This window comes from Methylobacterium sp. WL64 (genome assembly GCF_008039945.1).
Taxonomy (GTDB): Bacteria; Pseudomonadota; Alphaproteobacteria; order Rhizobiales; family Beijerinckiaceae; genus Methylobacterium.
This window is the reverse complement of record NZ_VRVA01000046.1, coordinates 1-22,714: the sequence shown is the minus strand read 5'-3', so window position 1 is coordinate 22,714 and position 22,714 is coordinate 1. Positions and strand designations below refer to the sequence as shown.

General features: G+C 71.5%; 27 protein-coding genes and 2 pseudogenes. 14 read left to right on the top strand and 15 right to left on the bottom strand.

The features are described 5' to 3' along the window. Window positions 1–11: 11 nt before the first annotated feature. Window positions 12–845 (bottom strand): hypothetical protein, encoded by an 834-nt coding sequence (locus tag FV242_RS18610; RefSeq protein WP_147939940.1) that lies wholly within the window; start codon window positions 843–845, stop codon window positions 12–14. Window positions 846–1,236: 391 nt separating this feature from the next. On the opposite strand from FV242_RS18610, the gene FV242_RS18605 reads away from it, so the two are divergent. The 5 genes from FV242_RS18605 to FV242_RS18585 all read left to right on the top strand — a co-directional run bounded on the left by FV242_RS18605 (window position 1,237) and on the right by FV242_RS18585 (window position 5,778). Beyond that, window positions 1,237–1,836: a superoxide dismutase gene (locus tag FV242_RS18605; RefSeq protein ID WP_007567646.1), complete on the top strand. Its 600-nt coding sequence runs from the start codon at window positions 1,237–1,239 to the stop codon at window positions 1,834–1,836. Between the two features lie 381 nt (window positions 1,837–2,217). After that, a complete protein-coding gene (gene murJ / locus FV242_RS18600) occupies window positions 2,218–3,744 on the top strand; it encodes a murein biosynthesis integral membrane protein MurJ (protein ID WP_147939939.1) in 1,527 nt (508 codons plus the stop codon). Between the two features lie 162 nt (window positions 3,745–3,906). Beyond that, window positions 3,907–4,584 (top strand): haloacid dehalogenase type II, encoded by a 678-nt coding sequence (locus FV242_RS18595; RefSeq protein WP_147909399.1) that lies wholly within the window; start codon window positions 3,907–3,909, stop codon window positions 4,582–4,584. Between the two features lie 217 nt (window positions 4,585–4,801). Continuing rightward, on the top strand, window positions 4,802–5,272 hold the full coding sequence (locus FV242_RS18590) for an SRPBCC family protein (RefSeq protein WP_147909398.1): 471 nt from the start codon (window positions 4,802–4,804) through the stop codon (window positions 5,270–5,272). Window positions 5,273–5,451: 179 nt separating this feature from the next. Continuing rightward, a complete protein-coding gene (locus FV242_RS18585) occupies window positions 5,452–5,778 on the top strand; it encodes a hypothetical protein (protein ID WP_147909407.1) in 327 nt (108 codons plus the stop codon). Between the two features lie 52 nt (window positions 5,779–5,830). Here the strand turns inward: FV242_RS18585 and FV242_RS18580 are convergent, their stop codons facing one another. After that, window positions 5,831–7,585, bottom strand: coding sequence for a carbamoyltransferase C-terminal domain-containing protein (locus FV242_RS18580; protein WP_147939938.1), 1,755 nt, complete (start codon window positions 7,583–7,585; stop codon window positions 5,831–5,833). 50 nt (window positions 7,586–7,635) lie between these two features. Continuing rightward, window positions 7,636–8,841 carry a Na+/H+ antiporter NhaA gene (gene nhaA, locus FV242_RS18575; protein ID WP_147909396.1) on the bottom strand — a complete coding sequence of 402 codons (1,206 nt, stop codon included), beginning with the start codon at window positions 8,839–8,841 and terminating at the stop codon, window positions 7,636–7,638. Window positions 8,842–8,971: 130 nt separating this feature from the next. Between nhaA and FV242_RS18570 the strand changes: the two genes are divergently transcribed. After that, window positions 8,972–9,283, top strand: a complete 312-nt coding sequence (locus tag FV242_RS18570) for a hypothetical protein (RefSeq protein ID WP_147909395.1) — start codon at window positions 8,972–8,974, stop codon at window positions 9,281–9,283. Between the two features lie 116 nt (window positions 9,284–9,399). Further along, window positions 9,400–9,849: a type II toxin-antitoxin system VapC family toxin gene (locus FV242_RS18565; RefSeq protein ID WP_246692769.1), complete on the top strand. Its 450-nt coding sequence runs from the start codon at window positions 9,400–9,402 to the stop codon at window positions 9,847–9,849. Window positions 9,850–9,901: 52 nt separating this feature from the next. On the opposite strand, the gene FV242_RS18560 is transcribed toward FV242_RS18565, so the two are convergent. Beyond that, the gene (locus tag FV242_RS18560) at window positions 9,902–10,543 is read right to left on the bottom strand and encodes a TlpA disulfide reductase family protein (RefSeq protein WP_147909394.1); all 642 of its coding nucleotides are present in this window, start codon (window positions 10,541–10,543) and stop codon (window positions 9,902–9,904) included. A gap of 42 nt (window positions 10,544–10,585) precedes the next feature. Between FV242_RS18560 and argH the strand changes: the two genes are divergently transcribed. Next, window positions 10,586–11,965 (top strand): argininosuccinate lyase, encoded by a 1,380-nt coding sequence (gene argH / locus FV242_RS18555; RefSeq protein WP_147909393.1) that lies wholly within the window; start codon window positions 10,586–10,588, stop codon window positions 11,963–11,965. A 117-nt stretch (window positions 11,966–12,082) separates the two neighbouring features. On the opposite strand, the gene FV242_RS18550 is transcribed toward argH, so the two are convergent. Both FV242_RS18550 and FV242_RS18545 read right to left on the bottom strand, forming a co-directional pair. Then, complete coding sequence (locus tag FV242_RS18550) at window positions 12,083–12,337, bottom strand: hypothetical protein (protein ID WP_147909392.1); 255 nt, start codon at window positions 12,335–12,337, stop codon at window positions 12,083–12,085. Between the two features lie 31 nt (window positions 12,338–12,368). Beyond that, a complete protein-coding gene (locus FV242_RS18545) occupies window positions 12,369–13,250 on the bottom strand; it encodes a hypothetical protein (RefSeq protein ID WP_147939937.1) in 882 nt (293 codons plus the stop codon). A 434-nt stretch (window positions 13,251–13,684) separates the two neighbouring features. On the opposite strand from FV242_RS18545, the gene FV242_RS18540 reads away from it, so the two are divergent. Further along, complete coding sequence (locus tag FV242_RS18540; RefSeq protein WP_147939936.1) at window positions 13,685–14,176, top strand: ATP-binding protein; 492 nt, start codon at window positions 13,685–13,687, stop codon at window positions 14,174–14,176. Window positions 14,177–14,366: 190 nt separating this feature from the next. Here the strand turns inward: FV242_RS18540 and FV242_RS36285 are convergent. Further along, window positions 14,367–14,621 (bottom strand): annotated as a pseudogene (locus FV242_RS36285) (CopG family transcriptional regulator). Between the two features lie 113 nt (window positions 14,622–14,734). Here FV242_RS36285 and FV242_RS18530 point away from each other — a divergent pair. Together FV242_RS18530 and FV242_RS18525 are read left to right on the top strand one after the other, a co-directional pair. Further along, window positions 14,735–15,022, top strand: coding sequence for a hypothetical protein (locus FV242_RS18530; protein ID WP_147909389.1), 288 nt, complete (start codon window positions 14,735–14,737; stop codon window positions 15,020–15,022). A 179-nt stretch (window positions 15,023–15,201) separates the two neighbouring features. Continuing rightward, window positions 15,202–15,921, top strand: a complete 720-nt coding sequence (locus FV242_RS18525; RefSeq protein WP_147909388.1) for an invasion associated locus b family protein — start codon at window positions 15,202–15,204, stop codon at window positions 15,919–15,921. Window positions 15,922–15,932: 11 nt separating this feature from the next. Here the strand turns inward: FV242_RS18525 and FV242_RS18520 are convergent, their stop codons facing one another. Continuing rightward, on the bottom strand, window positions 15,933–16,274 hold the full coding sequence (locus FV242_RS18520) for a hypothetical protein (RefSeq protein ID WP_147909387.1): 342 nt from the start codon (window positions 16,272–16,274) through the stop codon (window positions 15,933–15,935). Window positions 16,275–16,800: 526 nt separating this feature from the next. Beyond that, on the bottom strand, window positions 16,801–17,478 hold the full coding sequence (locus FV242_RS18515; RefSeq protein ID WP_147909386.1) for an HAD family phosphatase: 678 nt from the start codon (window positions 17,476–17,478) through the stop codon (window positions 16,801–16,803). Window positions 17,479–17,669: 191 nt separating this feature from the next. Between FV242_RS18515 and FV242_RS18510 the strand changes: the two genes are divergently transcribed. Further along, complete coding sequence (locus FV242_RS18510; protein ID WP_147909385.1) at window positions 17,670–17,990, top strand: PetM family of cytochrome b6f complex subunit 7; 321 nt, start codon at window positions 17,670–17,672, stop codon at window positions 17,988–17,990. Between the two features lie 57 nt (window positions 17,991–18,047). Here FV242_RS18510 and FV242_RS18505 read toward each other — a convergent pair. Beyond that, window positions 18,048–18,494: pseudogene (locus FV242_RS18505) on the bottom strand (PAS domain-containing protein); the annotation flags it as partial. Between the two features lie 251 nt (window positions 18,495–18,745). Here FV242_RS18505 and msrA point away from each other — a divergent pair. Beyond that, on the top strand, window positions 18,746–19,402 hold the full coding sequence (gene msrA, locus FV242_RS18500; RefSeq protein WP_147909383.1) for a peptide-methionine (S)-S-oxide reductase MsrA: 657 nt from the start codon (window positions 18,746–18,748) through the stop codon (window positions 19,400–19,402). Window positions 19,403–19,405: 3 nt separating this feature from the next. Here the strand turns inward: msrA and FV242_RS34665 are convergent, their stop codons facing one another. The 4 genes from FV242_RS34665 to FV242_RS18485 all read right to left on the bottom strand — a co-directional run bounded on the left by FV242_RS34665 (window position 19,406) and on the right by FV242_RS18485 (window position 20,810). After that, a complete protein-coding gene (locus tag FV242_RS34665; protein WP_187278477.1) occupies window positions 19,406–19,579 on the bottom strand; it encodes a hypothetical protein in 174 nt (57 codons plus the stop codon). A 35-nt stretch (window positions 19,580–19,614) separates the two neighbouring features. After that, on the bottom strand, window positions 19,615–19,983 hold the full coding sequence (locus tag FV242_RS18495) for a hypothetical protein (protein WP_147939935.1): 369 nt from the start codon (window positions 19,981–19,983) through the stop codon (window positions 19,615–19,617). A gap of 97 nt (window positions 19,984–20,080) precedes the next feature. Then, entirely contained in the window at window positions 20,081–20,500 is a 420-nt protein-coding gene (locus FV242_RS18490; RefSeq protein ID WP_147939934.1) for a hypothetical protein, read from the bottom strand. A 7-nt stretch (window positions 20,501–20,507) separates the two neighbouring features. Continuing rightward, entirely contained in the window at window positions 20,508–20,810 is a 303-nt protein-coding gene (locus FV242_RS18485) for a hypothetical protein (RefSeq protein WP_246692072.1), read from the bottom strand. Window positions 20,811–21,167: 357 nt separating this feature from the next. Between FV242_RS18485 and FV242_RS18480 the strand changes: the two genes are divergently transcribed. After that, window positions 21,168–21,557, top strand: coding sequence for a hypothetical protein (locus FV242_RS18480; protein ID WP_147939952.1), 390 nt, complete (start codon window positions 21,168–21,170; stop codon window positions 21,555–21,557). Between the two features lie 27 nt (window positions 21,558–21,584). Here FV242_RS18480 and mepA read toward each other — a convergent pair whose 3' ends face one another. Beyond that, on the bottom strand, window positions 21,585–22,544 hold the full coding sequence (mepA, locus tag FV242_RS18475) for a penicillin-insensitive murein endopeptidase (RefSeq protein ID WP_147939933.1): 960 nt from the start codon (window positions 22,542–22,544) through the stop codon (window positions 21,585–21,587). Between the last annotated feature and the right edge of the window lie 170 nt (window positions 22,545–22,714).

The window sequence follows — 22,714 nt, the reverse complement described above, 5'->3', positions numbered from 1 at the left end:
GGTGCGACCCATCAGGCGGCGCCGCGCGCGCCGGATTCGCCGCCGCCGTCCACGAAGGCCTTCAACTCGTCCAGCGACGCGAAGGTGAAGCGGCCCTGCGGCGTCTCCGCCTCGATCGAGCCGTCCTCGAACATCACGTAGGTGTTCCCGCCCGAGGCGTAGCGCCCCACGACGGTGCGGGTCTCGGGCTTCGCGTCGGGCTCGGGATCCGGCGCCGCGTCGAGGCCCGGGCGCAGGGCCGGGGGCTCCGGGGCCGGCACCGGCTGTTGCGGCGGCGCTTCCGGCGCCGCGAACAGGTCGTCCTCCGGGCTGCGCTCGGCCATCGCGGCCGCGATCGGGTCCGGGGCGGGCCGGTGGGGCGGCTCCGGATCCGTCACCGGAAGGGTGGGGAAGGCCTGGATCGGGAAATCCGACTCGACCGCGGCCGGCCTCTGCGGCTCCGCGATTCTGGGAGCTTCGGCCGGCGCGGGCGGCATGTCCCCGGACAGGCGCAGGCTGGGCTCGATCCGCGGCCGCTCGGGATCGAAGGCCGGCTCGACGATCGGCGGCACGATGAAGGCGGGGGCGGCCGGCAGCACCGGCGGCAGCCGCGGGGCGCTCTCCACGGCGGCGCCGGAGGGGGCCGAACTCAGGGCCGGCCGCATTCCGATCGTCCGCTCCAGCCGCCGGAACACCAGGGCGAGCACGCCGATCCCGAACAGCACCGCGCCCGACGAGGCCGCGACCGATCCCGCGATCACCATCGCGAGGCCGCTCTCCAGACGCACATAGGGAAAGCCCTGGATCACGGCGGCGCAGCCCCCGATGGCCATGGCGGCGGCGAGCGCAAACAGCGCAGCGATCATGTTACTCTCGAGAAACGGGCCGGCTTACCGCCGACGCTTACGGCGTGGCGCACAGTAAGGCCTTGCGGTCATATTGCAAAACCCGGTGGCGAGATTGCCCGGGAATACCGGTTTTCGGCGCGTGTCGGGCCGGACGTCCGAAGCGGTGGGGCACGCATCCGCCGGAACTTCGCGCCAAGCCTGGCCGCAACGGCGTTGCCGTCGCGCGGGCACCGACTTACCTAGCGAGTCGTGACCCGGAAGCCCCCGCCGGGGACGAGGCCGCCCATGGCTGGCGCGGGCTGCTGTTTCCCGTGAAACACAGCCGGCTCCAGCTCCTTGTTATCGCACGGTGAGCGCGGAACGCCGGACCCGGCTCTTCCGCATCGTGCCTCAAGCGGAGACAGACCCTATGACCTTTACGCTGCCGGAACTGCCCTACGCCTACGACGCGCTCGGGCCGTACATGTCGAAGGAAACCCTCGAGTTTCACCACGACAAGCACCACAAGGCCTACGTCGATACCGGCAACAAGCTGCTCGAGGGCACGGATCTCCAGGGCAAGAGCGTCGAGGAGATCGTCAAGGCCGCCTACAACACGAATCAGCCGCTCTTCAACAATGCCGGCCAGCACTACAACCACATCCACTTCTGGCAGTGGATGAAGCCCAATGGCGGCGGCGCGATCCCCGGTGCGATCGCCAAGAAGATCGACGAGGATCTGGGCGGGGCCGAGAAGTTCAAGGCGGACTTCATCCAGGCGGGCGTCAGCCAGTTCGGCTCGGGTTGGGCCTGGCTCGCCGTCAAGGACGGCAAGCTCGCGATCCTGAAGACCCCCAACGGCGAGAACCCGCTGGTCCACGGCGCCAAGCCGATCCTCGGCGTCGACGTGTGGGAGCACTCCTACTACATCGACTACCGCAACCGCCGCCCCGACTATCTCAAGGCGTTCATCGAGAACCTGGTGAACTGGGAGCACGTCGAGAAGATGTACGGCGAGGCGACCGCCTGAGCCCCTTCGGATGAGCCGGCGCCGCGGGCCGATCGTGTCCGCGGCGCCCTTGAGATGGCGGACAAAAGCGGCTCTTGATGCGGCTCCCGGGCTGACCCGGGCTGTACCGGGGTAACAGGTCATTTCCAGCCCAGTCCGTAGGACCGCATCGCGCCGCAGGACGACCTCGACGATTTGTGCGTCCTCACCGTCCCCACTCCGCGGGGGAGGGTGGGCCGGCCGTCAGGCCGGGCCGGATCGTGCCGAAGTCCCGCACGGGGGGGCGCGCGACGATGGGGGATGTGGCTCCCGTCGCGCTCCTTCAAGGCGCGCTGCTCCCCTCTCCCGACCCTCTCCGGGGGCTACCCTCCCCCGCAGGGGGGTGAGGGTGGGGTCTCGTCCATGATCCGCTCCATCCTCTCGGTGGGCGGCTGGACCCTGGTCTCGCGCGTCACCGGCTTTGCCCGGGACGTGGTGATGGCCGCCGTGATGGGCGCGGGGCCGATGGCCGACGCCTTCGTGGTCGCGTTCCGGCTGCCGAACCATTTCCGCGCGATCTTCGGCGAGGGGGCGTTCAACACCGCCTTCGTGCCGGCCTATGCCGGGCTCGCCGAGGCGGGCAGCTCCGGCGAGGCGCATCACTTCGCCGACCGCGTCTTCACCCTGATGCTGATCGTGCAGCTCGTGCTGCTCAACCTCGCCCTGCCGGCGATGCCCTGGGTGGTGCACGCCCTGGCGCCGGGCTTCGCCGAGGACGGCGAGCGCTTCCAGCTCGCGGTGGCGCTGACCCGGATCACCTTCCCGTACCTGCTGTTCATGACGCTGGTGACGCTGCTGTCGGGCATCCTCAACGCCCACCGGCGCTTCGCCGTGGCGGCAGGCGCCCCGGTGCTGCTCAACCTCACGATGCTGGCGGCCCTGTCGCTCAGCTTCCTGTTCCCCAACGCCGCCTACGCGGCCGCCTGGGGCGTCGCGGTCTCGGGGGTGCTGCAGTTCGGCCTGCTGTGGTGGGGCTGCCGCCGCGCCCGGGTGATGCCGGATCTGGCCGTGCCGCGCTCCGACCCGGCGCTGAAGCGGTTCTTCGTGGTGCTCGGGCCCGCCGTGATCGGGGCGGCGGGCTTCCAGATCGCGACCTTCGCCGACACGATCATCGCCAGCTGGCTGCCCACAGGTGCGGTCTCGGCCCTGTACTACGCCGACCGGCTCTACCAGCTGCCGTTCGGGGTGATCGCGATCGCGGCCGGCACGGTGCTGCTGCCGGAGATGAGCCGGCGGATCGCTTCCGGCGACGTCGCCGGCGCGCATGCGGCGCAGAACCGGGCGGCGGGGTTCTCCCTGGCCCTGTCGGCGCCGTTCATGGTCGCGTTCCTGACCATCCCGGGCCTGATCATGGCGGCGCTGTTCCAGCGTGGCGCCTTCGGGGCCGAGGATGCCGCCCGGGCCGCCTCGGTGCTGGCCGCCTACGGGCTCGCCCTGCCCGCCGTGGTGCTGGTGCGCAGCGCGGTGGCGAGCTTCTACGCCCGCCAGGACACCAGGACCCCGCTCTGGGCGTCGCTGACGGCGATCGGGGTCAACGTCGCGCTCAAGCTCTGGCTCACCGGGCCCTACGGCGTCACCGGCCTGGCGCTCGCCACCGCGGTCAGCCAGTGGGTGAACCTGCTGCTGCTGGTCGTCCTGGCCCGCCGCCGCGGCTGGACGGCGCCCGGCCGCACCCTCGGCCTCACGGTGCTGGGCGTGGGGCTCGCCTGCCTGGCGCTGGCGGGGGTGGCCGTCTACGGCCAGGGGCTGGCCGAGGCGCTGGTGCCGGCCCTGGCGCATGGGCGCGAGATCGCTGTCCTGGCCCTGCTCGGGCTGGCCGGGGCTCTCGTCTACGGCGGCCTGCTGGCGGGGCTGCTGCACCTGTTCGGCCTGCGCCTGCGCCGGGCCTAGGGCATCGTTCCGAAAGCCGGCGGCCCCTTTCGGGACGATGCTGTAGACCATCGTCCGGATATCCGTGTTCGGACGAAATCCGAGAACGATCGGCCGGGCGAGCCGGGCTCGCCGCCGCGCCTTCGAGTCCCAGATCGCCCGTAGGGGCCAGTGAGGAACGCCATGACCGACGCCAAGGACCTGCTCGCGGGCGTGAAGGCCGTCCTGTTCGACGCCTACGGCACGCTGTTCGACGTGAGCGCCGCGGTCCAGCGCTACGCCGACGCGGTCGGGCCGGATGCCGAGCACCTCTCCGAGGTCTGGCGCAACAAGCAGCTCGAATACAGCTGGACGCTGTCGCTGATGGGCCGCTACGCCGCCTTCTGGGACCTCACGGTGCGCGCCCTCGACTACGCGCTGGCGGTCCATCCGGGGGTGGATCCCGGATTGCGCGAGAAGCTCCTCGACGCCTACCGGGACCTCGATGCCTATCCCGAGGTGCCGGGCGTGCTGGCGGCCTTGCGCAAGCGCGGCCTCCGCACGGCGGTCCTGACCAACGGCAACGCCGCGATGGTCGACCGCGCCGTGGCCTCGGCGGGGCTCGCCGACCATCTCGACGCGGTGCTCTCGGTGGACGACGCGCAGGTGTTCAAGACCCACCCGGACGCCTACCGGATCGCGCTGGTCCGGCTCGCGGTCGGGGAGGCGGACGTGCTGTTCTGCTCGTCCAACCGCTGGGATGTGGCGGGCGCCAACGCGTTCGGGTTCCGGACCGCCTGGGTGAACCGCCGGGGGCTGCCCGACGAGTACGCGGATCTCGCGCCCACGGGCGTGATCGGTTCGCTCGACGGGCTGCTCTGAGCAGAGCCGCCCGGGGCGCCTCGCCGCGCCCCGGGGCCCTGCATCTTGGGGGGCCTGCATGTTGGGCCCTGCACCTTGGGCCCTGCATCTTGGGCCCCTGCGTCTCAAGCCCCTGCATGTTGGACTAAAGTCGCGCTTGCAACGTGCCGCCCGCGCACTCGGTTCGCCCCTGACTCGGACGCCAGCCTTGTGAGCGTCGAGCGCGAGGGAACGTCTGATGAAGCGCATAGTGTTGGCAGCCGCATGCTGCGTCGGCGTGGCGGGCCCGGCCTGGGCCCTGGACGTGACCAAGTCGGTCGACGTCGCCGCGTCGCCCGAGGCGGTATGGAAGACCATCGGCGGGTTCTGCGGGATCGGCGACTGGCATCCCGCGATCGAGAAATGCGTCCCGTCCAAGAAGGGCGCCAAGGATGTCCGCACCCTCAGCCTGAAGGGCGGCGGCACCATCGTCGAGGAGCAGGAATCCCGCGACGACGCGAAGATGGCCTACACCTACACGATCCTGGAGGGGCCGCTGCCCGTCACGGATTATCATTCGACCCTCATGGTCGCGAAGGCCGGCAACGGCTCCAAGGTGACCTGGACGGGCACGTTCAAGGCCAAGGGCGCCCCCGATCCCAAGGCGCAGGAGGCCATCGCGGGCGTGTACGAGTCCGGGCTGAAGGGCATCGCCGCCAAGGCGCAGTGACGGTGCGGTAAGGTCGCGGCGGCAGCGGGCGGAGGCGCTCCGCTGCCGCCGCCCGCCCGCCGGCGGCACAACGGGTACGCGATCGAATTGCGCAGCTTCGGAGATTTTTAATCGTCCCGGTGTTGGATCATCCTCAACACGGACGGGAGACTTAGCGCGTGGCCACGAACGGTTCCTTCATGACGATCCGCGCCGGGGCCGCAGCCCTCGCCGCTTCCCTGGTGCTCGGGGCCGTCGCCCCGGCCACCGCCCGCGACCAGACCGGCGCGATCCTCGGCGGCCTCGCGGCCGGCGTGGTCGGCGGTGTGGTCGGCGGCGCCCTGGTCAACGGCGCCAACCAGCCCCCGCCGCCCCCGCCGGAGTACCGCCCGCGCCGGGTGCTGGTCGAGGAGCCCGAGACCGTCGTGGTGCGCGAGCGCCGCGGCCCGATCTGCCACTACGAGCGCCGCAAGGAATGGCTCGGCGACGGCGAGTTCACCTACCGCCGCGTTGAAGTCTGCGAGTAATTCTCTTTCCCGTCGTCGCGTCCGCGCCGCGTCCCCCGGGGCGCGGCGCGTCCTATTTCACCACCAGCCAATCCTCGACCACGAGGGCGTCGAGGCCGGTGGTGTAGAACATCAGGATGGCGTCCTCCGCGCTGTCGAGGATCGGCTTGCCCATCACGTTGAAGCTGGTGTTGAGCAGGATCGGCACCCCGGTAATGTCCGCGAAGGCGCGGATCAGCGCCGCGTAGGCGGGGTTGCGCTCCGGCGTGACGCTCTGGAGCCGGCCGGTGCCGTCCTGGTGGACCACCGCCGGCACGCGGGCGCGGACCGGCGCGCGCCAGACCAGCGTGCGCTCCATGTAGGGGCTGTCGGCGTAATCCTCGAACCAGTCCGGCCCGGCCTCCGCCAGAATCGAGGGCGCGAACGGCCGGAACGCCTCGCGGTACTTCACCTTGGCGTTCAGCGCGTCCTTGGCGCCCTCCGGCCGCGGATCGGCCAGGATCGAGCGGTTGCCGAGCGCCCGGGGGCCGAACTCCGCCCGGCCCTGCACCCAGCCGACGAGGCCGCCCGCGGCGAGGATTTCGGCGGCGGCCCGGGTCGCCTCCGCGTGGCCGACGCGCCGGGCCCGCGGCTCCTGCTCGGCCAGCCGCTCCATCGGGGCGGTGGAGACCCGGGAGCCGAGATAGGGCGTCAGCGGGCGCGAGGCCGCGGGCGGGCCGGCCCAGTCCGGATGGTCCTCCGCGTAGGCGAGCCACGCGGCGCCCACGGCGTTGCCGTCGTCGGCTGGCGCCGAGGGGACGTGCAGCCGGGTGAAGCCGGAGCGGCCGAGCACCCGGCCGTTATACGACGAGTTGAGCCCGCAGCCCCCGGCGATCACGAGGTTCTCGGAGGGGCCGAGGGCCGCCGCCTCGGCCACCAGCACATCCATCAAAGTCCCAAAAAAATCCTGGCCGCAGCGGGCGAGGTCGGCCCAGCCCTGCTCCCGGGCGTCCGCGGGGCGGCGCGCGCGGAGTTCGGCGGCGACCGCCTGGATCGTCGCGGCCTCGGCGAAGCGCAGGCGCCCGGCCTCGACCGTGCAGAGGCGGGCCAGCAGGGCGGCCAGCTCCGGGTCGGGGCGTCCGTAGGGGGCGAGCCCCATGATCTTCCATTCCTCGCCCTTCACCTGGTCGAAGCCGGCGAGATCGGTGACGAGCCCGTACAGGAAGCCGAGCGAGCCGCGTCCGCGGTGGCGGCGCAGCTCCGTGAGCCGGCCGTCCCGCAACCGGTAGATCGCGACCGCGCCGGTTTCGCCCATGCCGTCGACCACCAGGGCGGTGGCCTCCGCGAACGGGCTGCCCCACAGCCCGTAGGCGGCGTGGCAGAGATGGTGCGGGTAGCGCCGCTGCCCGGCGATCGTCGCGCGCGGCGTCCCGGTGATCCGCGCCTCCTGGTTGAGGGCCAGCAGGGTGCCGTGGCCGGCCCGCGCCTGCGCGGCGTGGAGGTCGGCGATGAACACCCGCTCGGCCTGCTCGGGTACGAAGGAGCGGTTGAGCGCCGTGGTGTGGGCGGACAGCGCCATCAGGTCGAAGGCGCCGGCCCCCGCCTGCCCGCGCAGGAAGTCGGCGAACTGGGCCCCCCAGGACGAGGCGACCACGATCTCCGATCCGGCCGGCATGTAGGCCTGCACGAGGCCGGTCACCCGGGCCGGGATGTCCGGCTCGCAGTTCGGGGCGCGCTTGTACTGGAGGAAGCGCTCCGTGGCCTCGGCGAACAGCACGGCGCCATCGGGCCCGACGAGGGCGAGCGCTGGATCGTGGAAGGTCGTGGCGAGGCCGAGATAGAACCGCATGGATAGGCGGGTAGCGCATTTTCGCGCGCAACGGAGCCCGGGGGCGGCCGCTACCGGATGGCCGCGGGGCGAGGCACCAGCAGGAGGATCGCCGCCCCGGCGAGTCCCGACAGGGCCGAGCCCGCGAGCACGCCGAGCTTCACCGCGGTCTCGTGCTGCGGATCCGCGAAGGCCAGGCCGCCGATGAACAGGCTCATGGTGAAGCCGATCCCGCACAGGACCGCGACGCCGTAGACCTGGCCCCAGCCGGCCCCGGCCGGGCGCTGCGCCCATCCGAGCGCGACCGCGAGCCGCAGGCTGGCGAACACGCCGGCCTGCTTGCCCAGGAACAGCCCGGCGGCGATGCCGAGCGTCACCGGCTGGAGCAGGGCGTCGAGCGTCAGGCCGGTCAGGTCGACGCCGGCATTGGCGAAGCCGAAGACCGGGACCACCAGGTAGGTGATCCAGGGCGCCAGGGCGTGCTCCAGGCGGTGCAGCGGCGAACTGACGTCCTCCGGCCGGCCGGGGCTCACCCGGATCGGGATCGTGAGCGCCAGCAGCACGCCGGCCACGGTGGCGTGGATCCCGGAGCGCAGCACCAGCACCCACAGCACCAGGCCGAGCAGCAGGTAGACCGGCAGCCAGGTCACGCCCACCCGGTTGAGGCCGTAGAGGCCGGCGAGCACGAGGGCGGCGAGCCCCAGCATCCCGGCATCGAGCCCGGAGCCGTAGAACAGCGCGATCACCACCACGGCGCCGAGGTCGTCGACGATGGCCACGGCGCTCAGGAAGATCTTGAGCGAGACCGGCACCCGCTTGCCGAGCAGCGCCAGGACGCCGAGCGCGAAGGCGATGTCGGTCGCCGCCGGGATCGCCCAGCCGCGCAGGGTCCCGGCGCCGAGATTGGCCGCCGCGTAGACCAGGGCCGGCATCGCCATGCCACCGAACGCCGCGATGCCGGGCAGCACCCGGTCCGGCCAGGTGCGCAGCCGCCCGTCGAGCGCCTCGCGCTTGATCTCCAGCCCGACCAGCAGGAAGAACCCGGCCATCAGGCCGTCGTTGATCCAGTGCTGCACGCTCATCGGCCCGAGGGCGGCGTGGAGCCCGTGCGCGTAAGCGGCAGCGAACGGGCCGTTGGCGACCACGAGGGCCAGCGCCGCCGCGGCCATCAGGATCAGCCCACCCGCGGCCTCGCTCGCGAGCATGGTGCGGATGGCCGAGAGCGGGCGCGGACCGCGGGCCGATGGGGCACGGCCGGGATTCGGAGGCGGCTTCATCGCGGGCAGGCTTGGCGTGGTTTGCGAGCGGGGGCAAGAGGTGACGGCAAGAGGCGGGGCGGGCCGCCATCTGTCCGTGTATCGGTCCTTGCGCTATCCTGCCGCCGTTCGAGAGGGAGAGGTGCAGGGAATGGCTGTACCGAAAACCACATCCGTGCAGCGGAAGCGGGCGCCGCGGCCATCCGCGCGAATCCATGCCACCGTGCTGGAGGAAGCGCGGCAAGCCGGGCTGCTCGATGGAGAGACGTCCGAGCACGTGAGCTTCCGTGTGCCGCCCGCCCTGGTGGATGCCGCCAAGCGGGAGGCTGGGATCACGTCGACAACCGAACTCGGCATGGTCGCCCTGGCGCTCCTGGCTCAATCCGATCCCGTCGCGGATTTTCTCGGTCGCACGGCGGGACGGCTCGGGGCAGACCACGATCTCGACACCGGCTCCCATTGAGCGTGGACCTGCGTGGCGCGCTTCGGCGGCGCAAGCCGGACAAGCGAAGCGTCCGCCTCGTTCCGCGTCCGTAGAGCGAACGCCCGGATTGGACGACCTTCGACGCGGCGACGCCTGTGGCCCTCGTCCTGGACACGGGTGTCTATATCCATAGCGCTGCCGGCAGGCTGCCCGAGGCGCTGCACCGGCTCATCGAGCGGGCGCTGCTGTTTCACTGTGCCGTCGCTCTCGCCGAACTGTCGGTCGGGGTGGCCGCCGCCGATCCGCACGGACCGAACTGGGCGGCGCTGCGCGATCACTATGCCGAACTCTTCAGCCGCATACCGGAGACGCGCCTGCTGGCGCCCGACGCACAGACCTTCGCGGATGCCGGACTTGTCGCCGGCACCCTCGCGCGCCTTCAGAGCTACCAGAGGCATCAGCGCACGGCCTGCCTCGCCGATGCGCTCATCTTCCTGACCGCCGCGCGGGCTGGCCTTCCCGTTCTGACGGCCAATCGCGAGGATTTCGATCTCATCCAGCAACTGGCGCCGGAGGGGCGGTTCCTCACTTACGAGCGCACCTGAACCCTCGAGCGCATCGTTCCGAAAGCTGGCGGCCACCTTTCGGAACGATGCTTCAGGACGTCCGCCCCAAAACCGCGCGGATCAACCCCAGCCCGTCCGGGCTCGACCAGGCGGCGGGGCCCTTCATCACCCCGATGGTGCAGCCCTGCGGGTCGATCAGCATCGTGGTCGGCAGGCCCGGGGATTGCGTGTCGCGCTGGATCGTGGGCAGCACGCGCCCGCCCGGGTCGGCGTAGAAGGCGAGGGCGTGGATGCCAGCCTGCTTCAACCATTCCGGCGGCTTGTCGAGGTTGCGCGTGTCGACGTTGATCGCCACGACCGTGAAATCGGGGCCGCCGAGTTCCGCCTGGAGGCGGTCGAGCGCCGGCATCTCGGCCTTGCAGGGGGCGCACCAGGTCGCCCAGAGGTTGACCAGCAGCAGCCGGCCCTTGAGGTCGGACAGCGCGGTCTCGGCGCCGTCCGGCCCCTTGAACCGGATCTCCGGCGCGGGCCGCGCCTGCGTCACGGCCTGCATGCCGGCGACCTCGCCCTTGGCGGACGCATCGACCCGGGCGACCGCTTGTGTTGCCCCCGCGCAGGGCTGGGGCGCCCCGGCCATGTTGCCGGGCAGGAGACCGCTCCCGTATAGGGCGGTCCCAAGGACGGCGAGCGCAGCGAGGCCCGCGCCGGCCAGGATGGATGTGCGGCCGGGCATCAGGCTCGGCCCTCGGGACGTTCAGGGCGCGGAAGGATCGACATGAGCAACCGGATGTGGGGCGGCCGCTTTGCCAGCGGCCCGGCGGAGATCATGGAGGAGATCAACGCCTCCATCGGATTCGACAAGCGCCTCGCGCCCCAGGATATCCGCGGCTCGCTGGCGCATGTGGCGATGCTCGGCGCGGCCGGCATCCTCCCGGCAGACGATGTGGCCGCGATCGAGGCCGGGCTCAAGTCCGTCCGCGACGAGATCGAGGCGGGCCGGTTCGTGTTCAAGCGCGAGCTCGAGGACATCCACATGTCGGTGGAGAGCCGGCTCACCGAGATCGTCGGCCCGGCCGCCGGGCGCCTGCACACCGCGCGCTCGCGCAACGACCAGGTCGCCACCGACATGAAGCTGTGGGTGCGCGACACCCTCGACTCCCTCGACCAGCAGGCCGCCGACCTGCAGCGGGCGCTGGCGGACACGGCGCTCAAGCACGCCGGCACGGTGATGCCGGGCTTCACCCATCTCCAGTCGGCCCAGCCGGTCACCTTCGGCCATCATTGCCTGGCCTATGTCGAGATGCTGGCCCGGGACCGCGGCCGGTTCCGCGACGCGCGGGCACGGCTCAACGAGTGCCCGCTCGGCGCCGCGGCGCTCGCCGGCACGTCCTTCCCGATCGACCGGCACGCCACCGCGTCCGCGTTGGGATTCGACCGGCCCACCGCCAACTCCCTGGATTCGGTCGCCGACCGCGACTTCGCCCTGGAATCGCTCGCCGCCGCCTCGATCTGCGCCGTGCATCTCTCGCGCTTCGCCGAGGAGCTGGTGATCTGGACCTCGGCGCAGTTCAACTTCGTCAAGCTGTCGGACGGCTACACCACCGGCTCGTCGATCATGCCGCAGAAGCGCAACCCCGACGCGGCCGAGCTGGTGCGGGCCAAGTCCGGCCGGATCATCGGCGCGCTCACCGGCCTGCTGGTCGTGATGAAGGGCCTGCCGCTCGCCTATTCGAAGGACATGCAGGAGGACAAGGAGGGCACGTTCGACGCCCTCCAGGCGCTCTCCCTGTGCCTGGCCGCCATGACCGGCATGGTGAAGGACCTGGAGCCCAACGCCGCGGTGCTCGCCCGAGCCGCCGGTTCCGGCTACGCCACCGCCACCGATCTCGCCGACTGGCTGGTGCGCGAGCTCGGCCTGCCGTTCCGCCAGGCCCATCACGTCACCGGCCGCCTGGTCGGCGCCGCCTCGGCCAAGGGGGTGGGACTGGAGGACCTGTCGCTGCCCGAGATGCAGGAGGCCGAGCCGCGCATCACCGACGCGGTCTACGCCGTGCTCGGGGTCGAGAACTCGGTGGCCAGCCGGACCAGCTACGGCGGCACCGCGCCGGACAACGTCCGGACGCAGGCGCAGGGCTGGATCGAACGGCTCGGCTGACGGCGCACCCGCAGCGGGGGCGGGAGATCGGGGCTCCGCCGCCGAACCGGTATCCACTTCGGCGGCGAGCGCTCTGGGCCGGTGTCCCGCCGGCTCGGCCGGATCGGCCAGGGGGCCTCAGGACGATGAGGTCTTGAGTTCGGCCTCGCTCCGGTTCGCATGCAGCGAGGCCTGAAAGTTCAGGTGCGCCTGCGACGGCCGGCTGTCGATTGCCTTTCTGGCCTGCTCGTCGCGCTCCAGCTTGGCGTCCCGGACCTTGTTCTCGGCCGCCTGCTTGTCGATCCTGTCGGTCGCGCTGGATTGCTGCGCGCGGTGCGCTTCTGCGGCGTGCTGCTCGGCGGGCCGGGCTGTCGTCGCGTTGACCTTGTCCATGGCGAGAGATCCTGTGGTTTCGGTGCGCGCGTCAGAAGACGCGAGGCCAGATGCCGCTCGGGCGGGCGCCCGAGGCGGCGATATCGGTCTGGATCGCGGGATCGATCCGCGCGGGCGCGGCCGATTGGCGGGCCATGACCCGCCGCATCGTCCGCTTCAGCGCCAGGGCCTCGTCCAGCATCGCGTGCGCGTCGGCCTGGACGCCGCCGTCGTCGATCCGATCGTCCGATTCGTGCCGGAGCAACGCGCCGGGATAAGGTGCGTCCTCCAGCGGGGATCGCGGCAGATCGGACGTGTCGGCGGCGGCCGGATGCGGGGAGGCCGCGCCCGGATCGTCCGCCGCCGCGGCGTTCAGGCCCATCGCCGAGTTCAACACGTCCGCGAAAAGGCCCGCCGCAGCCCGCGGCATGTCGGAGCTTCCTGCGTCCCGCTCGGGCGCCGCGCCGACATCGATCGCCGCCGCAGCCTCGGCGAGCGTCGCCTGTGTGAGGGCCCCGTCCCCGCCGGCGGCGGCGTAGTCCCGGGCGGCATCGGCGACCTCCCGGGCCACCTCGGTCAACGCCTCGGCGATGCGGGCCGCCGCCTTGGTGTCCCCGGAGGCCGCGGCCGCCAGGGCCTCCGCCTTGAGCCGCCGGAGCTTCTGGCCGGCCGCCTGAAGCGCGGAGGCGGCGACGTCCCGTCCGCTGGTCCGGGCCGACGCCAGGGACAGGAGGACGCCGCTGATCTGGGACAGCTTGGCGTAGCCCAGCCGTTCCGCGGCGGCCAGCGGCGACCCCGCCTGGGGCTCCGGCCCGGGACCGGTCGCCGGCGCGGCATCGCCGGGATTCCCGACGAGGCCCGGATGCTCCGCCCTGTGCGTCCCCGGCCATTGTGCCCGTTCGGGCGCCGCCACCCTGTTCACAGATCCAACCATGGCCATCCTGCCCTGCGGAACTGTCGTGCGCCGGCGGACTCAAGTCATGCCGGCCCACATCATGTGCGCTTTGTTTGAGGATTTTGCAAACGCGACGCTGATTTTACAGGTTTCGTCTAAAACAAATCTTTTGCAGAGATCTATTTTAGCCTCGATGGTCATCATAACAAACAGAGTGAGGTCTTATTACCTCTCGTCGGGGGATACTGGCAAAAACCGAAACGCTCGGGCTCAGGGACCTCGGATCTGACATCCCCGGCGCCCCCTGGTCTCGCCCGCCGGGATCTGTCAGATGCCGCCCATGACCTTATCGATTCACCGCGCGGCCGCTGCGATCCGCAGCCGCATTAACGGCCCGGCCTGATCCGTCAGGCCGGGTCTGCCCGCCCGTGAACACTCTGGCGCCCGGTGCGCCGTGCCCAAGGTCGACCGTCATGCCTGCCCAACAAGCGACGCTGCATCTCGTCTGCGGTAAGATCGCCGCCGGCAAATCGACGCTCACCGCCCGCCTCGGCGCGGCGCCCGGCACCATCGTGGTGGCCGAGGATCGCTGGCTCGCCCGGCTGTATCCCGACGAACAGGCCACCCCGGCCGATTATGTCCGCCATTCGACCCGTCTGCGCGGCGTGATGGGCCCGCACGTGGTCGACCTGCTCCGGGCCGGGCTCTCGGTGGTGCTGGATTTCCCCGCCAACACGCGCGCCAGCCGGGACTGGATGCGCACCCTGTTCGAGGAAGCCGGCGCAGCCCACCGGCTCCACTATCTCGATGTGGCCGATGACGTGTGCAGGGCGCGCCTGCGGACGCGGAATGCGGCCGGCACGCATGAGTTCACCGTTACCGACGCGCAATTCGCGCTGTTTACACAATACTTCGTGGCGCCGACCCAGGACGAGGGCTTCGACCTGGTCGTCCATCGCCCGTGAGCTCGAACGCGAGGCGTGGCGCCGCTGGCTCCGGAGCTGTCGCACGACAGCCGGGGGATCATCCGGTCGGCCCTTCATTGAGCCTCCGATCCCGCGCCCTGTGAACGCTGCGCCGGATCACCGCGCTGTCCGGCCCGCGGTCGGCTCCGGCCTATCCGGGATGATATACGGCACCCGGATCAGGGACTTCTCAGAAGTCCCGCTCGTGCGCCCGGGACGCTTCGTCTCTGCGTTGCCCAGCCTCGGCCGGCGCGCCGTCGTGGGCTACGACGCGACCGTGCTGCGCGTCGGCCATGCCGGGCTTGATGCCGTCGATGATCGCAACCTCGCGCGCGACCTACGCGGACACAGCCTCGGCCGCGAGGCAGGATTGGCTGCGCCGGGTATCGGTCCCTGCGCCTCCCTCCGCCCGCTCCGACCCGGCGGGGGCGATGCTCCACACCAACCCACAGGCCCGGCGGAAATTTGTGCATCGCAACCTTCCGCCGGCCCGCGCGTTCACCCTCTGGCTAAGTGTGGTCCGTTAGAAGCTCGGCTGTGTGGATCGGAGATCGCATGATGCCTGTCGAGAGTTGGCTGAAGCCGGACGAGGTGCCAGACCTCGCGGCACGGGCCACCGCCATGATCGATGCCGCCCTGACGGGCTCGGGCCTGACCCGGGAAACCTACTGGTCGGCCGTCCGCAAGGGCTACAACACCCCCTACAACGATCCGCCCCGCAAGCGCGCCGCGCCGGCTCAGCCGAACGCCGTCACGCCCGCCGCCGCACAGGCCGAGCCGGCCGCGACCGTGCCAGTGCCCGCGGCGGTGATCGCGGCGCTGGCCGCCGAGGTGCGGGCCGTCTGAGCCGGTCCGCCGCGCGCCGGGCCGCCATCGCTTCGGCCGACCGCGAATCGCGGTGACCGAAGATCCCGGCCGCGATGAAGACCTTGGCCGCCATCTTGCCGACTTCTTACGCGAGCTTCACTATTCCCGATCCCCGGTCCGGCCCCGCGCATGGGGCCGCCCGTCGTCAGGAAGTGAAGATGGTCCGCGTCCCCCGCCTGCTCCCGGTCGGAGCCCTCGCCCTGCTCGCATCCGGTCTCGTCACCGGCCTCGTCGGCGCCGTTGTCGGGAGCGTCGGCCTGTCCGCGTCGGTCGCCCAGGCCCAGGAGGCGCAGCCGGACGGCTTCACGGATGCCGCCCCCGCCCGGCGCGGGCGCCGCTCGCGCCGGGAGCGGACGCCGCGGGCCGAGAAGAAGGCCGCGACCCCACCCGGGATGCAGCAGGCCACCCCGGTGGCGATCTTCGGCGACTGGAACGTGTTCGTGAACGGCGATGGCCGCGCCAAGCTCTGCTACGCCATCGCGCAGCCGCAGGCCCGCTCGCCCAAGACCCTGAAGCGCGACACCGCCTACCTGTTCGTGAGCGTGCGCAAGGGCGAGAACGTCCAGAACGAGGTCGCGGTGATGTTGGGCTTCCCGTCGAAGCCCGCGGCCTCCCAGGTCAAGCCGGGCTCCGCCGCGGCCCCGACGGACCCGAGCCTCAACCTCGGCGCCGGCCGCTACGGCCTCGTCGTGAAGGACGGGAATGCCTGGCTGCAGAACCCCGCCGAGGAGGCCCGGGTGGTCTCCGAGATGAGCGCGCGCAACCCGAAGCTGGTGATCAAGACCACCTCGCTGCGCGGCAACCCGACGAGCGACGAATATGCGCTCGCCGGGTTCGCGGAGGCGATGAAGCGCACCCGGGACGAGTGCGCGCGGTAGAGCGCGCCCCGTCAGGCCCGGCGGCGCCGGAGCTCCGCAGCCGCAGCCTCACCGCCACGGGCGGCTGAGCGGCGGCCTGCAATCCGCTCGCGGGCGGCACGGGCCGCCTGCTCGGCGTTGCGGAACACCGCGCCGTCGAGCCCGTCGAAATCCCGCGCCGACGAGAAGAACCGCACGCCGCGCCCCTCCGGCACGGCGATGCCGGCGGTGATCTCGCCGATCTCGATCACCCGCGGCGGCTCGGTCCGCTCCGGGCGGGCCAGATCGTCAGGCGCAAAGGTGCCGTCAGGTGGAAGCGTGTCGGGGAGGTCGGGACGGTCTGTCGGCGTGAACGCGATGTCGAGACTGGGCATGGGACGGAATCCTGCGATGGCCGGCGCCAGGGCCGTGCCGGAATGCGGGTGATGGTTTGGATCGTCGAAGGGCTCGGGGCTCGCCGATCGGCGCGCGCGCGTCTCTTGCGCCCCCGATGTGACGGATGCGCTGCCGCCGGACCGACGCTCGGTCGGTTCAGGCTCGGGCGCGCATCCCGGGTTTTGCCGTGAGACCCACGCGGCATCGACAGCGCCACCGATGGGCCGGGGCGCCGGATACGGAACGGAGCGGGCGTCGAAGGGAGACGGTTCGGATCGACATCGACTGTCCTCCAGACTGAAGGACCGCGCGGCGCGGGCGCCGTCGCAGTGCTTTAGCGTTTGATGACGCGGCGCAAGCTACGCTTCTCAAATCACCGCGGCCGTCGGAGGTCGCGAAACGTCCGGTTCGGCGACGATCAAGATGGGCGCCGGCCGCCGGTCCGTCAACGGAATGGGGTTCCGATTTTCGGGGCCGGCCTGGCAGGAAGCCGGTCCGGTTCGGGCCTCCGGGAGATGCGATCGGTCAGGCGGCGGCGATCACCGCGGCGAGGTCGGAGAAATCCGAGAAGACCTGGTCGGCGCCGGCCGTCATCAGGTCCGCGCCCGCGGGGTCGTGCCCCCAATGGCCGCCGCCGGTGAAGCCGGCGACCCGCATGCCGGCGCTTCGGGCCGCCGTGACCCCGGGCACGCTGTCCTCGATCACCAGGCAGGCGTCCGGCCCCGCGCCCATGCGGGCGGCCGCGAACAGGAACAGGTCCGGGAAGGGCTTGCCCCGGGCGACCTGCGCCGAGGAGAAGACGCGCTCGCCGAACAGCGGCAGGAGCCCGGTCAGGCTGAGAGAATGGCGCAGCCGCACCGGGTCGCTGCTCGACGCGACACAGGACGGCAGGCCCAGGGCCGCGACCGCCTCGGCGACGCCCCGCATCGCTCGCAGCTCGGCATCGAACAGCGCCAGCGTCTCGGCCTTGACCGCCTCCACGAAGCCCGGGGGCGCGGTGACGCCGTAATCGCGCGCGACGTGGTCCATGATCGACACCATGGAGGTGCCGGTGAAGCGCGCCCGCACCGTCTCGAAGGTGATCGCGACCCCGATCCGGTTCAGGCCGGCGGTGAGGCAGGCGAGGCTCAGGGGCTCGCTGTCCACGAGGACGCCGTCGCAATCGAAGATCACCAGGCCGAGTGTGTTCACGCGCGCATCCAAGGTCGACCGGTCCTCCGGGGGAAATCCTCACGGCAAGCCCCCGCCGGGCGACCCTGTGGCATGGCCCCCCGGGGCCGGCAACCGCTCGCAGGCCGCGCGCAGCATGCCGCCGCTTGCACCCGGCGGCCCGGCCCCATACTCCCGGGGCGGGCGTCCCTCCCGGCGCCAGACATGGCTCAGAAGACCCCGCGATGTTCCGCTTCCTGGCCCGCGTCCTGGGCTTCCTGCTGATGGCCGGCGGCTTCGTCGCCCTGGTCTATGACGGCGCCCGCTCGATCGCCAACAACGGCCTGCGGGTGACGCCGCTCTCGGACGTGATCGCGACCCTGTCCAAGGACAAGGCCGGCACCCTGCAGGGCAGCATCGAGGGGGCGGCGCCCTGGCTCTGGCACCTCCTGGGCCTGCCGCTCACCCTGGCCCCGGCCTCGCTGATCGGCCTGGGGCTCGGCGCGGTGCTGCTCTGGCTCGGCCAGCCGGGCCGGGAGCCGATCGGGTTCCTGACGAAGCCCTGATCGGCGGTCCTACCGCCCCGCGAGCTGGGCCCGCGCCGCGGCGAGCTCCTCCGTCAGCCGCGCGATCTCGGCGGTGAGCGCGTAGTGCTCGCTCACGTCGATCTGGGACGCGAAATAGTAGACGACCGTCCCGGCCGCATCCCGCACCGGCCCGACATACAGCGCGTTCTGGAAGACCGAGCCGTCCTTGCGGTAGTTCAGGAGGTCGATCTTGATGTCGTCCTCCCGCCGGACCGCGGCGCGCAGGCGGTCGATCGCGGCCGGGTCGGTCTCCGGCCCCTGCAGGAAGCGGCAATTGCGCCCGGTCACCTCCAGCCGCGAATAACCGGTGAGCGTCAGGAAGGCGTCGTTCGCGAACACGATCGGGTTGTCGTGTTGCCGGGGATCGGTGACGATCATCGGCATCCGGGTCGCCCGCACGGCCGCGGCGAACGGGTCGCCCCGGTTCGATTCCGCCCTGAGATTGTCCAGCACGTGGCTCGTGGCGGTCCAGCCCGTCTCCATCCGGCTTCAGCCCCTCACGCCGCGACCTGTGCGGGCGGCTCCCTTGCGCCTACAAGCCGGAATTCGCAGGCCCGGTCCAGTCCTCCGGTCGGGATTAGCCACGGACGCACGGGTTTCCAGCAGGCTGTACGCTCTTGCAGACGGCCAAAGCTGTCATGCCCAGCGTCTCGGCTGCTTTCCCGCCCGCTTCTTTGGCGTCCGGGCCGGCCCCATATTCCGATCGAGCCCTGAGCCCCGGAAGGCGAGAGACGATGTTCCTGTTCCGCAAGCGCCCCGAGATGCCGAGCCCCGCCGCGGCTCTGCCGGGCCGCCCGAATCCCGTCCCGACCACCGAGACCCATTTCGTCAACGGCAACCCGCTCAAGGGCCCCTATCCCCCGGGGATCGAGACGATCGTGCTCGGGCTCGGCTGCTTCTGGGGGGCCGAGCGCCGGTTCTGGCAGCTGCCGAAGGGCGTGTTCGTCACGGCGGTCGGCTATGCCGGGGGCTACACCCCGAACCCGACCTACGAGGAGGTCTGCACCGGCAAGACCGGTCACAACGAGGTCGTGCTGGTGGCCTTCGATCCCGCGGTTCTGCCCCGCGACGCCCTGCTGCGGACGTTCTTCGAGAGCCACAACCCGACGCAGGGCATGCGCCAGGGCAACGATGTCGGCACGCAGTACCGCTCGGGCATCTACACCACCGGCCCGGAGCAGGAGGCGACCGCCAAGGCCGTGCGCGCGGCCTACGCCGAGGCCCTGCGGGCGCGCGACTTCCCCGACATCACCACCGAGATCGTGCCGCTGCAGCACTTCTACTTCGCGGAAGGCTACCACCAGCAATACCTCGCCAAGAACCCGGCGGGCTATTGCGGGCTCGGCGGCACCGGCGTGAGCTGCCCGGTGGGGACCGGGATCGCCGCCTGAGCGTTACGGGTTGCCGCCCGGCCGCGTCGGCGCAGCCGGCACCGGCACCGCCGGCGCGGTGACGGCGCCCGCTTCGGGCTGGGGGGTGCTCCGCGGGCTGCGCAGCACGATAAGCACCCCGCCCACGACCGAGAGGGCGAGGGCGGTGACGAGGATGAGGAAAAGCCAGCGGGGCATTTGGTGGCCCTAGCACGTCGCGCCGGGTTCGGCGATCAGCGCGGCACGAACACGCCCGGGACGACCTTGCCGGTGCGGCCGAACATCTCGTCCGCGCGGGCACAGCTGGCCGGCACGTCCTTCTCGTAGACGGCGAGGTAGGCGCGCGCCTGCAGCAGCAGGGTGTCGCGCTCGAGGTCCGCCGGATCGACGCCCATCGCCTGGACCACGCTCTTGAAGCGGTCGCCGTCGGTCCGCAGCGCCTGGCAATGGACGTTCACGAAGCCGGCCAGCCCGGCGAGCTTTGCGGCCTTCAGGGCGTTGGCCGGCGGTTCTGCCGGCGGCTCTTTCGGCGCCTGGCCCAGGGCCGGCGCCGCGAGGACGGCCAACACGAGCGTCGTCGGCAACAGGCTGCGGATTCGCATGCGGGAACACTCCATCAGGGACGCCGGTGCCGTGTGGCGATCCCGACAGCCGATCCGGCGGGCGCGTCCGGCGCGGATCTGGGATCGGGCCTGGATATCACCGGTCGATACAGTTCTCCACGAACATCGCCCGCGCGCGCTCCAGTCTCGTGAAGTCGGCCGCGCTCCCGGGATTGCGCAGTTCGGCGCCCTCCGGCAGCCGCCCGGCGAACCCGGCACCGAGATCGGCCACGAAGGGGCGCGGGCCCGTGTAGGTTCCCATGCGGTTCCTGACCTCGACCGTCCCGCAGATCCCCCCGGCGCGGCCCCGCCGGAGGCCGGCCAGCCGGGCGTCTGTGCTTCGCAGGTCCCGTTCGATGAGGGCGAGCACCGCCTGCGCGTCGTCCGGACCGATCGCCGCGCCGGGGCGGTCGGGCAGGCCCTGGGCCGGGCCGCCGGTCGCCGCGGCTGCGAGCAGGGTGAGGCCGAGCGCCGCGCCGGCGATTCCCCTGCCGGCCCGGCGGATCACGCCCGGCACCGGGCGCTCATTCCGGATCCTTCGCGTCCCGGGCGTGCAGCGACAGGCAGGTGCGCACCATGTCGTTCAGCGTCAGGTCCTTGGTGTCGCCGATATTCGCCGTCTCCTCCAGGCAGTGCATGAAGTAGCGGCTGTCGAGATCGGGCGAGAGCGTGCGCATCGCCTTGCCCATCCGGTCGGTGAAATCGACCTTGTCGGCCCTGGAGGCGCGCGGCCAGAGCGACGCCTTGTCGTCCACCCCGAGGCGCGCCCACGCCGGCGCGCTCATCAGCGTGGTGGAGATCATCACGGCCGTCAGCCATCGGGTCACGCTGCGATCTCCTCGTCCGCGCCCGCACGGGCACGCCGCCCGTTCCATACGGGTTCGTCCCGGGAAACAAGTGAGCCGTCAGCCGACAGGAAAAAATAAGACTCCGGCCTCATAGAAGGCGCATATTATTATTGACCGGCGCCGTTATAGCCTGCCGAAACCTCCCGTGAGGCTCTGTCGGTGGGCGATGACGTCATGGATAGTGCTGCAATCGGTCCGGAGTGGCTTCGAAATCCGGATCGCACGCTTTCCCGCTGGCCTCGCACCCCGTAGCGTGGCGCGTCTGGAGCCTCGTCCCGAATGTCGGCCGCCGGCTCTCGGAAGAAGACGATGCGCGAGGAGCGCAGGCAGCACCGCATGATCCGAGCCGTATCCGCCCTGCTCTGCCTCGCGATGGCCGCCGCCGCGTCGGGAGCCCGCGCCCAGTCGGTGGACGACGGCTCCGGCGCCGCCCTGGGACCGGCGGACACCCGCGCGGTCCTCGACCTGATCGGGCGGCACCTGAACAGCCCGGACGCGAAGGTCACCGTGCTGCGCCGCAGCGGCGGGTCGATCATCTGCGGCTCGGTCAACGTGAAGAACCGGGACGGGCTGTACACGGGCGAGCGCGGCTTCGTGGTCGATCTCCCCCGGTCGTTCTTCGGCCGCGTCCCCGACGGCCCGGAGCTCATGACCTTCAGGCCGGGGGAGGCGTATCAGGCCATGGAGCGGATCCGGCAGCTCTACTTCGCGCGCTGCCTGGACTGAGCCGCCGCGATCCCGGTCCCGGCGAGGCTACGGCGCCTTGAGCACCGCCCGGCAGGCGGACGGCAGGGCCGCCATGGTCATGGCGGGCTTGGCCTTCGGCGGCACCTTGGGCGGCTTCGGATGCAGCACCGCGTCCGAGAACCAGTAGCTCAGGTCGTCGCAGCCATCCCCGGCCGGGGGCGCCCCCTGGGGCTGGCAATCGTCCTGGCCGGCCGGGCAGGAGAGCCGGATATGGTAGTGGTAATTGTGCCCGTACATCGGGCGCACCTTCGACATCCAGCGGCTGCCCGCGGCGTCCCGGCACAGGGCCTTCTTGATCGCCGCGTTGACGAAGATGCGCTCCACCTCCGGCTGCTCGGCGGTGAGCTTGATCAGCTGCAGGTGCGTCGGGGTCCAGACCTCGGGGTCGATGTCGAGGCGGTCCCGGCGGACCATGTCGGTGGCCGAGGTCTCCTCGCGCTCCGCCCGGCTCATGCGGTGGTCGGGCATCGGGGTCAGCCAGATGTCGGCGTCGATGCCGATCTGGTGCGAGGCGTGGCCGGTGATCATTGGGCCGCCGCGGGGCTGGGCCATGTCGCCGACGAGCAGCCCCGGCCAGCCGACCCGGGCGGCCTTCTGCGACAGGCGCTCGACGAAATCGATCAGGACCGGCGTGCCCCACATCCGGTTGCGGGACGGACGCATCACCTGCCAGTTCGGCCCGTCCATCGCCAGCGCCTCGCCGCCGGCGAAGCAGCCCTTGGCGTAGAACCCGTAGATGTGGGCCGGCCCGCCGGAGGCCCGGGTGACGCGGCCGAACAGGGCCTTGGCCGGGGTCGAGGGCGCGTCCGGATGCTCGAGCGGCGGCAGCGGCTTCGGGTTGACGCTGCCGCGGTCCTGGGCGTGCCCGCCGGTCACGGACAGGACCAGGGCGGCGAGCGCGAGGCCGGGCTTCAGGCCGAAGCCCAAGCGAGGGCCGAAACCTGGGGCGGTGAACGGGTTCTGCATGCGGGAGCTGTTCGTCCGTCGGAGGGGGCGGGCGCAGGCCCGGACCGGAACGTCGCGCACGGGCCGGGCGTTTTTCAGGCAACGCATTTTTTCAGGCAACGACCGAAACGCGACGCGCGATCCCGGAGGCGACCATGGCGGACCATCCCCACCCCGCGGAGCGGCAGCCC